Origin of the sequence: Bartonella sp. AU18XJBT (assembly GCF_028618595.1) — a bacterium.
Classification (GTDB): domain Bacteria; phylum Pseudomonadota; class Alphaproteobacteria; order Rhizobiales; family Rhizobiaceae; genus Bartonella.
Map to the genome: position 1 here is coordinate 1 of NZ_JAQITE010000036.1, position 11,982 is coordinate 11,982.

Annotated in this window: 3 protein-coding genes; all 3 read right to left on the reverse strand. The window is 37.9% G+C overall.

Annotation, left to right across the window (positions count from 1 at the left end):
- Positions 1-127: 127 nt before the first annotated feature.
- Positions 128-3,943: a hypothetical protein gene (locus PVV60_RS08250; RefSeq protein ID WP_273724212.1), complete on the reverse strand. Its 3,816-nt coding sequence runs from the start codon at positions 3,941-3,943 to the stop codon at positions 128-130.
- Positions 3,944-4,990: 1,047 nt separating this feature from the next.
- Positions 4,991-9,832 carry a YadA-like family protein gene (locus PVV60_RS08255; protein WP_273724213.1) on the reverse strand — a complete coding sequence of 1,614 codons (4,842 nt, stop codon included), beginning with the start codon at positions 9,830-9,832 and terminating at the stop codon, positions 4,991-4,993.
- A gap of 1,788 nt (positions 9,833-11,620) precedes the next feature.
- Positions 11,621-11,982, reverse strand: a 362-nt coding sequence (locus tag PVV60_RS08260) for a YadA-like family protein (protein ID WP_273724214.1), incomplete at its 5' end; no start/stop codon positions are given.

An 11,982-nucleotide genomic window follows, 5' to 3' on the forward strand; every position in this document is an offset into this window, starting at 1 on the left:
ACACCACCATCTTCTGTGAAGCTCTTAACCGTGAAGGTAGGAGTGATCCATGTGCCATTCTCATAACTAGCACCACCGCCTAAAGATTTTGCAACTTTATCACCTAGAGCATGAAGCTGATTGCCCGTTACGGGAAGGTAGGAGTGATCCATGTGCCATTCTCATAACTAGCACCACCGCCTAAAGATTTTGCAACTTTATCACCTAGAGCATGAAGCTGATTGCCCGTTACGGCTTCCTTTGAGTTTTCACTGATATCCCCGTCGAGTAAACCGGAAAGCTTCCGCCCTCCATTCTCTTTGTTCAAAATACTGATTTCAGTACCACCAGTTTTCTTACCAATCGTGATAAGACCTGTTCCTCCATCACGCAGACTGCGCGATAAAGTCATCTCTGTTGCTTGCCTAACAAGAATACTGTCTCTTACATCATTAATTTCATTATTTGTTGCAAAAAGTTGCGAACCATTGACAGCTTCATTGGAATCTGCTGAGAGGGTGCCATTCTTTATACCTGTAAGAGTACGATTGTCATTTTTGTTGTTGGCAATATCAATTGTATCACCATCTGTTTCTTTTCCAATATTGATGTGTCTCGTTTCTGAATTCTGTTTAACGAAGCTACTTGCTGCTACTTGTTCTTTGACATCTTTTAATTGCGAAAAATTCACCGCATCAGTTTCTTCAGTACCAGCGGCAACTCCAGAAATAATCCGCGCCTCACCACTCTTATTGGCAATAGTGATTTTACTGCCTTCTACTGCTGCTCCAATAGTAATAAGATGTGTATCTGCATCTTTCTTAACAAGGCTATCGCCTTTCACATTGGCAATTTCATTGTTAATTTGTGTGGTAATATCATTTTTAACATTCGTGATAGAACTACCAACACCTGCAAAAGCACTCGCTACATCAGAATAATCATCTTCTTCAGAGCTTCCATCTTCTTTGATTGTTGTAACCTTGAAACTAGGAGCAGTCCATGTGCCATTCTCATAACTAGCGCCGCCACCTAAAGATTTTGCAACTTTATCACCTAGAGCATGAAGCTGATTACCCGTTACGGCATCCGTGGAACCATCCTTAATGGACCCATCCAAAAGAGATGTAAGCTTGCTGCTGTTTTTTTCTTCTCCATGCGTCGCTACAAAGGCATGTGCAGTCTCGCTCCAATTCAAGGAATCACTCTTTGCTTCAGAAATATCTTTGCTAATTTCATTCTTAATATTCGTAATAGAATTATTCACATTTGCGAAAGAAGTACCTACACCAGCAAAAGCTGTCGACACATCATGATAGTCTTTATCTTCTGTTTTGCCATCTTCTGTGAAGCTCTTAACCGTGAAGGTAGGAGTGGTCCATGTGCCATTCTCATAACTAGCGCCGCCACCTAAAGATTTGGCAACACTGCTCCCTAGGGTATGAAGCTGATTACCAGCTACAGCATCGGTTGAGTTAGCAGTAATGTCTCCATTGGAAAGTGATGTAAGCTTGCTGCTGTTTTTTTCTTCTCCATGCGTCGCTACAAAGGCATGTGCAGTCTCGCTCCAATTCAAGGAATCACTCTTTGCTTTAGAAATATCTTTGCTAATTTCATTCTTAATATTCGTAATAGAATTATTCACATTCGCGAAAGAAGTACCTACACCTGCAAAAGCTGTCGACACATCATGATAGTCTTTATCTTCTGTTTTGCCATCTTCGTTCACGCTCTTAACCGTGAAACTAGGAGTGGTCCATGTGCCATTCTCATAACTAGCGCCACCGCCTAAAGATTTTGCAACACCGCTCCCTAGACTATGAAGCTGTGAGCCATTTATGGCATCTGTTGAGCTAGCAGAAATATCTCCATCCGCAAGATACTTAATTTTTTCATTTATGTAGCCCTGACGTTTGTCACTTTTACTCCACACTCTACGCTGCGCTACGAATGCACTATCTTCATCGCTCCAGTTCAAAGAGTCACTTTTCGCATTAGCAACCTCTTTGCTAATTTCATCCTTAACTTTCTCGAATTTGTCCTTAATTTTTTTGAATGAAGAACCAACACCGGTAAAAGCTGAAGCGACATTGTCATAAGTTGCGTCAGAAACACCGCCATCTTCTGTGAAGCTCTTAACCTTGAAGGTAGGGGCGGTCCATGTGCCATTCCCATAACTAGCGTTACCACCTAAAGATTTTGCAACACTGCTCCCTAGGGCATGAAGCTGATTGCCCGCTACAGCATCGCTTGAGGTTGCAGTAATATCTCCATTCTTAAGTGATGTGATCTTGCTGCTGCTATTATCTAGTCCATGCTGCGCAACAAATGCATTATTCTTTTGGCTCCAGTTTAATGAATCACTTTTTTCACCAGCAATTTCCTTGGCAATCTCATTTTTAATATTCGTGATAGAATCACCAACACCGGCAAAGGCAGAAGCGACATCATTATAAGTTGAGTCAATGACATTACCATCAGATGCAAATTTCTTAATCTTGAATGTAGGGGCGGTCCATGTGCCATTCCCATAGCTAGCATTACCGCCTAAAGATTTTGCAACACTGCTCCCTAGGGCATGAAGCTGATTGCCCGCTACAGCATCAGTTGAGGTTGAAGTAATGTCTCCATTGGAAAGTGATGTAATCTTGCTGTTTGTTTTACTGTTCTTTTCCCCATGCAAGGCTACAAAAGCGCCTTTAGCCTTGTCCCACGACAAGGCATCACCTTGAATTTCTTGCGTAATATTCGTTAGTGTTTCATCAAACTTTTTGATCTCATTCGCTAAATGCGTATTCACATTCTTGACACTCGTATCAAGACCTGCAAACGCACTACCAACATCATTGAAGCTTGTCTTTCCCACTTTACCATCTTCAGAAACATTGGAGATTTCGTAAGTCGGAGCAATCCAACCATCAGTAGCATCATCGTCAAAGTTAGAATTAAAGCCAGCACCACCGCCGAAAGCTTTTGTAGTATGGTGAAAGTCTTTAGCCACAAATTTGGCAGTTCTTCCCATCCTGACCAAGGCCGTATCTAGATTCACAACGGCGTTTTCTATTGCCTTGCCGCTGGCCGTGTAGTGCGCTTCATAAAAGTCACTGGGTGACCAAAGTCCACTCGCCTGGTCCACACTCCAAGCACCGCCCAAAAGCTTCGCAATCATATCGTTTATTTCAAAAATCTGGTTACCATTTACCACCTCGGTTGAGCCTTTTGCGAGACTACCAGCAGCAACATCTACAAGAGTTCGAGCGTTACCTTCACTACTCCGAAAAGTTACTGTAGTTAATGGTGACTTAGGAGCAATAGTTATCATCCTTTCGTCATCCTCCCGACCTAATCCACGGATTAAACCTTCTATATTCTTATGCTGATCATTAGCTTGAGATAGATTATTTTGTTTCTCTCCAATAGCAGGGGGATTCTTTATCTCAGCAAGTTCAAGTTGATGATTTAAACTTGTGAAAGCACTTTTCACGCCAGAAAATGCATCCGCTACATTCTTAGAACTTTCCTTACCCGCAAATGCAGTATCAAGTGCAAGTTGCGTTTGAACCTTAATATTAGGATTTAAATTTCTGAAAGCATCTTCATCCTTAGAACTTTCCTTACCCGCAAATGCAGTATCAAGTGCATATTGCATTTGAACCTTAATATTAGGATTTAAATTTCTGAAGGCATCTTCATCGTCTATAAATGCAGAGTCACTATCTTTATATAATTTACTGCCAACGATATAGGCTGGTGGAATAGCTTTAAGCACATTTTTACCGACACTAAAACCGCTTGATATGTTATTAAAAATCTGAGTATTAGCAGAAACAGGAGAAATATTTGATAAAAAGATAATCACTGAAGCCAATGACAGCGCTTTAATAAAAAGTAATCGATAAAGCGAGCAAGAATTTTTAAAATCATTCACCACCGGCGCTTTTGATGTGGTATATAATTTTTTCATAACAAATTCTCCAAGTAAAAAAACATATTCAGAACATAAAAAAGACATATTTTTAGCGATAGATGTGATTTTGTTTGTTCTTTACAAAGTTTAGGCTTGCCGCAGAAGCGAACAGAAGTAGTTAGAACTTCGGCAAGGCTGCGATTAAGGTTGATTAACGATAGTGAAAGAGCTCATTTTGTATGCTTAAGAGGCTATAAGACATTGTTGCAGAAATAAGGTTAAGTTGTCCGATGAATGATTTAGAGTAATTATTGTGAAATCATTGCGCTTTTATCGTAGGAACAAGCAACATACTCTCTGACTTTTGGTTTTTCTCTTGAAGAAAATAAAATGAGGGTGATTGTTTGGTTTTTTCATGATCCGTCGCACCTCCCTTTGCGAGAACTTTTTAATTTTTGCCAAAATGAGTCTTACTAAAGACTATTTTTATAGTCTTATAGATTATTGAGTAAAATAGCAAGAAGAAAATGAATTTAATTATTTTTACAGAATGAGTCTTTCCGATTTATACAATCGTGAAATATCCTTATAACTTTAAAATTCATAGATTCCACGCATTATAGACTTGTCTAGAGCTTCTGTTTTATCGTTTGTTTGAGATATCCCATTTTGATCAAAATGAGTCTTACTCATAATTGCCGCTGTTGTGTGCCCCATGATTGCTAATGCTATGTACAGAGCAAATAAATAAAATAATAAAATAGGATTTTTAATTTTTTAAACGTATCCCCCCAATGGATATTTTCTATCAATGAAATTATAGAACGTACAGTTTTAAAATACTGTGCGATTACGCACTTTATCAATTTATATCAGAGTATTACTCTGTATTTGTAAAGTTTTTGTTAAAGTGCTTCACTTCTCACTAAAGTCAATCTCACTAAAATTCTTACTATAGAATATATTGTTATGAGACTTTATAAGTATACTACTCTATGGCTTTCTCTGTAAAATATTACTTCTCTATAATATAAAATTTCGCCCTTGTCTGATGAGACAAGGGCGAAACTTCGCTTAAATTGTAGTTTTTCATATACTCTGATATTATCTTAATTTCAGAGTTATTCCACCACCTACGCCCCACTGACCTCCGGCACTGGTTGCTGATAGATTAGAACGAATCTTTCCATCTTCAGATGTATAACCTGCACCAATAGCAAAGGCAGATTGGCCACGCCAAAAACCACCACCAAATGAAACACTTACAGATCCTGGATCATCGAAGTAACGTAAGTTAGACACTGCCAAACCAATCGCTGCTGCTTGCCTTGCCTCTTTGCGCACATTCGTAATATCATAACTTAGTGCGTCAAACTTCATATCGGTATAGGATTTCGCCTCGTTAACACTATTATTGACAAGACCGTTAACTCTCTCATCCGTATACTTTTGCGCTTCAGAAAGAGTAATCTTCATCTTCTCCTCGGTATGATTATGTAACTGACCACCATTTACTGCGTCCTTAGAGCCTTTTTTAATTTCTCCATCTTTAACATTAGTAATCAAAACAGGTTCACTGTCATCGGCACCTTTTAAAGTGATGCTGTTGATTTTCTTTCCGCTATCTTTATCAACATCATAGCTAACCGCAAGATTCACCTTGTTTTCAACTGCTGCTACCTTGGTTTCAACTTCTGTGACCTTTTTTTCAACTGTTGCTACCTTGGTTTCAACTTCTGTGACCTTTTCATTCGTCGTCCAGAGCTGTCCTCCATTTACGACCTCTGTTGAACCTTCTACAAGAGCACCACCCTTTACATTGACAATCTTGCTGGGCTTACCATCATGACTAGCATCATACCCTTTTTTTCCTTCGTCCCATGGGAATCCATTAGAGGCTACGCCAGGGGCTTCTTTCTGTTCAACAGCCACAAGACGTTTATTGATCGCCAACATGCCCTTACGTACAGCATCAAACGCGCCAGCTACATCGCCATAGGATTGCATATCAATCACAGAACCATCGTCTGTAAACACCATAGCCTTAAAGGAAGGAGCTTTCCATATGCCGTTCTCATATTTAACATCACCACCCAAATAAGAAGCAAACGAGCTGCCTAAAGAAAAAAGTTGGGAACCATTGATTGCTTCGTCTGAGTTAGCAGAAATATCACCATTAACAAGACCAAAAAGACTCCGTTTTTTACCTGAAGCAGTCATAAGACTTACTTGTGTTGATTCTATTTCAGGAGAAACCGTTACCGAAGGCAGATTCACATCATCACCCATGGCATATTCCTCTTCATCCATATCAAAAGGTAAGCTTCTCACAAGAGATACGCTTCTCATAAAAGGAAAGCCTTCTGAAATAATATCCGAATCACCATTTTGAGATGCCTTCTCTGTTTCACCAATACCAACGTTATCCTTTATATCAACAATCTGATTATTCAAAGCTGTGAAAGCACTATTCACGCCGGCAAATGCATCCGCAACACTCGTATACGTGTTCTCAGTCTCATGACCATGCTCATCAAAGGCTTTAATTGTGAAAGTAGGAGATATCCAATTTCCATTTTTATAACCAGAACCACCACCAAAATAAGTAGCAATCTGGTTGTTCATCGAATAGAGCTGAGAACCAGTTACAGCATCAGTCGACGTTTCTGAAATCTCACCAGCAGCAATATCAAAAAGACGCCGGCTTTCACCTTTACTATTCATAAAACTTATTTGTTTTAAGGGTGATTTAGCAGCAACAGTTACCGTAGTTGCATCCTTCAAGTCACCTAGCGCACGAGGTAAGCTTCTCATAAAAGGAAAGCCTTCTGAAATAATATCATTCAAATCACCATCTTCAGAATTATGACTTTTTTCATCAATACCAGTGTTGTTTTTTATCTTAACAATCTCCTCATTCAAAACTGTAAAAGCACTATTTACACCAGAAAATGCATCCGCTACATTATTATATTTTTTCTCACTCTCATTACCATCCTTATCAAAGACTTTAACCGTGAAAGTAGGACCTGACCATTTCCCCTCTTCATTATATCCAGCACCACCGCCAAAATAATTTGCAAATGCCTGAGACATAAAATAAATCTGGCTACCATTTACTGCTTCAGTCGAGTTTTTCGTAAATGCACCACCCTTAACACCAGAGAGAACTCGTGGGGCATTAACATTGTTTGCAATATCTATTCTATTGCCACTTTTGCTTCCCCCAATGGTAATAAGCCCAGCGCTATTTTGCTTAATAAAACTATCGCCTGTTACACTTTCGATCTTTTTATTAAGATTTGTAAAAGAACTACTTACACCAGAAAGTGCATCTGCAACATTTTCATAGTGCGTTTCAGCTCCATTACCATTCTCATCAAGGACTTTAACTGTAAAACTAGGAGCATTCCAGTTTCCATCTTCATCATATCCAGCATCACCACTAAAATATCTCGCAACTGAATTACTCATGGAATAAAGTTGAGCACCATTTATCGCATCATTTGATATTGCTGTAATCGAACCAGCATCAACACCGGAAAGAATCCGAGCTGCCTTATCAACGTTTGCAATGCTTACTTTAGTTCCACTTACTTCTCCACCAATGGTAATAAGCCCTGTATCATTTTGCTTAACAAGACTATCACCCACCACATTAGTAACTACATTCTCAATCTTTTTATCAAGACTCGTAAAAGAACTATTTACGCCAGTAAAGGCATCTGCAACATTATGATACTCTTTGTCAGCTCCCTTACCATTCTCATCAAAGACTTTAACTGTAAAAGTAGGAGCACTCCATTTTCCATCTTCATAGCTAGCATTACCGCCAAAATAGCCTGCAACGACTTTGCTCATGGAATAAAGTTGAGAACCATTTATCGCATCAGTTGAGGTCGCTGTAATCGAACCAGCATTAACACCGGAAAGAGTCCGTGCCGCATTATCAACGTTTGCAATACTTACGTTAGCTCCACCTACTTCTCCACCAATGGTAATAAGCCCTGCTGTATCTTGCTTAACAAGCTTGTCACCCACCACATTAGTGACTACATTCTCAATCTTTTTATCAATATTCGTGAAAGAACCACTTACGCCAGTAAAGGCATCCGCAACGTTATGATAGTTCTTGTCAGCTCCATTACCATTCTCATCAAAGACTTTAACTGTAAAAGTAGGAGCACTCCATTTTCCATCTTCATAGCTAGCATTACCGCCAAAATAGCCTGCAATGACTTTGCTCATGGAATAAAGTTGAGAACCATTGATCGCATCATTTGACGTTGCTGTAATCGAACCAGCATCAACACCGGAAAGAATCCGCGCCGCATTATCAGCATTTGCAATGCTTACTTTAGTTCCACTTACTTCTCCACCAATGGTAATAAGTCCTGTATCATCTTGCTTAACAAGACTATTCCCTGTCGCATTAATGACTACATTCTCAATCTTTTTATCAAGATTCGTGAAAGAACTATTTACGCCAGTAAAGGCATCTGCAACATTATGATAGCTCTTGTCAGCTCCCTTACCATTCTCATCAAAGACTTTAACTGTAAAAGTAGGAGCACTCCATTTTCCATCTTTATAGCTAGCATTACCGCCAAAATAGCCTGCAACGACATTGCTCATAGAATAAAGTTGAGAACCATTGATCGCATCATGTGACGTTGCTGTAATCGAACCAGCATTAACACCGGAAAGAATCCGAGCTGCATTATCAATGTTTGCAATGCTTACTTTAGTTCCACTTACTTTTCCACCAATGGTAATAAGTCCTGTATCATCTTGCTTAACAAGACTATTCCCTGTCGCATTAATGACTACATTCTCAATCTTTTTATCAAGATTCGTGAAAGAACTATTTACGCCCGTAAAGGCATCTGCAACATTATGATAGTTCTTGTTAGCTCCCTTACCATTCTCATCAAAGACTTTAACTGTAAAAGTAGGAGCACTCCATTTTCCATCTTTATAGCTAGCATTACCGCCAAAAGACTTAGCAACCCCAGCGCCCAATTCATAAAGCTGAGAACCATTGACTGCGTAATTCGATGTTGCATTAACCACACCATTACGAACACCAGTAATCAACCGCGCCTCATGAGAATTATTTGCAAAGTCTACTATAGCACCCCATTTTTTCGCACCAATCTTAATAATCCCTGCAGAATCTTGCTGAATAAGACCATCACCCGCTGCATTAGCAACTACATTTTTAATGGCTTTATTAAGATTCGCAAAAGAATTATTCATGCTACCAAATGCACCCGCGACACTCTTATGATTTTCCAGCGTCTGATTACCATACTCATCAAAGGCTTTAATCATAAAAACAGGGGCTGACCATTTTCCATTACTATAGTAAGCACCACCGCCCAAAGAATTAGCAACCCCAGAGCCCAAATTATAAAGCTGGTTACCATTGACTGCTTGATCTGATCTTGGGCCAACCATACCATCACGAACACCCATAAGAATTCGCGACTCACGAGAACTATTTGCAAAGTCTACTGCAATGCCGTGTGTATTCGCACCAATTAAAATTGTCCCTGAGCTATTTTGCCTAACAAACTTATCTGAAATTAATTGATTAATTTTATTATCAAATTGATTAAATTTATTGTTAATATTCGCATTAACTTCATTCTTCCATCGCTGAAAAGAATCTCCCACACCGGTAAACGCAGAGCCAACATCTCTATACACTTTACCGTCAATTACATAGGTTGGCGCAATACTTCTACGTATATCTGCACCACCACCAAAATATTTCGCTACATTACCCCACGTATCACAAGCAGAAACAGGAGAGGCATTTGATAAAAAGACAGCTACTGACACTAATGAAAGCGTTCTAATAAAAGGTAATCCATGAGACGAGCAAGAATTTTTAAAATTACTCACTGCTGACTTGTGTGGTGTGGTATATATTTTTTTCATAACAAATTCTCCAAGTAAGAAAAACATATTAAAAACATTAAAAAGACATATTCTGGTGCTACTAAGCCGCAGAGTTTGCTTTTTCTTGTTTTAAGGGTTGTCATAATGAGGAAGAGGACTATCTAAGAAATGAGATTATGATCGATGTTGATCGATAGCCCAATTAATAAGATTTTTATTTTCCCCCTTTAGGGAGGATTTTCTTTTTTTAGCAGAGCCTTTAAATTTAAAGGTGAATAGAGATGAACGAAGTATAAAGAAAACATGTTTGTGCACCATTATTAGGTATTGTGTGTTTAAGAGACAATAAAGGGTATTTATTGCCGACAATAGTCAAGTTGTTTGCTGAGTAATTTAGAGCGCTTTTTGTAGGGGTATCGCACTTTTGTTGTAAAAATAAGCGATGTATCTCTGAACCTTAGATTCGTATCTCTTAAAGCTCTTTGATATAAGATAAAGGTGATTGTGTGATTTTTTTACGATTTACCGCCCCCCGTTTTGCGAAAATTTCTTAATATCTTCTAAATTAATTTTTTGCATTCTTACAGACTATTTAAAAAAATAGCAAGGAAAAAAATAATTAATTATTTTTTTCATATAATGCGTCTTTCTGATTCATGAAATAATTCTAAAATTCATAGCCTCATTGTTTACACTCTAGGCTTTTATAAAAATGCTGGTACATCGTTGTGCTTTAAATACCCCTGTTCTGATCAAAGTGAGTCGTACTTAATCATTCCCGCTACTGCATACAAAGAAAATAGTAAAAAATGAGATTTTTTATTTCTTTAAGCATACCTCCCCATGAATATTTCTACTAATAAAATTATAAACCGTACAGTTTTAAAATATTGTGCGATTGCACGCTCTATTAATTTATATGAAAACATCACTCTGCATTTGTAGTTTTTTGTTAAAATACTTCACTGTAACTAAAATCTGTCACACTAAAATTATTACTACAGAACACATTGTTATAAAACTTTATAAGTATACTACTCTATGAATTTCTGTGTAAAATATCACTGCTTTATAAAATTTTTACCCTTATCTGATGAGACAAGGGGGAAATTTTTTTTATTATTAATTCAGCGTTAAGTTCACTCCTGCATTTAACTCCCTGTGACCTCTTGCACTCGTGGCAGATATATTAGAGCGAATCTTTCCATCTTCTGACATATCAACGGTTCCAATAGTACAAGCCAATCGACTACGCCATAAACTACTACCAGAACAAACACTTAAAGACCAAATGATATCAAAATAACTTAAATGCAGTGCTTCTAAACCAACAGAGTCCGCCTGTCTTGCTTCTTTCTGAGCTGTCTGAATATCATACTAATGCTTCAAATTTTGTATCCGTATAAAATTTTGCATCATTAACGACATTACTCATCACATTATCCTATGAATTCAGAAAAACATTTATCTGTATATTTTTTCGCATCATTAAAAACTGTCTTAATCTGCTGCTCACTGTTATCTAATTGATCACCTTTTATGGCATTATACAATCCAACAATAATATTATTACAATACACATTCCTCTTATAAAGAAAAAACTTTCTTAAAATAAATATCGATTACTCAAATAATTCCTTTTGGAGATGATAGATAATAAATGATTTTTTCATATAAAATTTCACAATAAAAAATATATTTTTGCTCGAAATCCACCCTTATCTTCTATTGCTATTCATTTATGATAAGAATAATTTTCCTTCTCTTTAAATGCCACATGTAACGCATTTGATAAGAGAAGGAAAATTTATTTTGAATTTTCTATTGTTAATTCAGTGTTACCCTAAATCCAGCACCTACACCCCAATGTCCCCCAGCACTCGTTGCTGATATATTAGAGCGAAATCTTCCATTTTCAGACATATAACCAGCTCCAATAGCAAATGCAGACTGACTGCGCCATACACCCGTACCAAATGAAAAACTTAATTTTCCTGGTGTATCGTCATAGCTTAAATTAGATACTGCCAAACCAATAGCTGCTGCTTGTCTTGCTTCTTTCCGAACATCCTCAACAGCATAATTCAACGCCTCAAACTTCATATCTGTATACGAATTAGCCTCACTAACGCCGTCTTTTACAATATTAGAAACTTGCTTATCCGTATACTTTTTGGCATCTTCAAGAA

Bases quoted from the DNA above. Each gene is read 5' to 3' on its own strand.
- PVV60_RS08250 (WP_273724212.1), bottom strand. From the start codon at position 3,943: ATGAAAAAATTATATACCACATCAAAAGCGCCGGTGGTGAATGATTTT.
- PVV60_RS08255 (WP_273724213.1), bottom strand. From the start codon at position 9,832: ATGAAAAAAATATATACCACACCACACAAGTCAGCAGTGAGTAATTTT.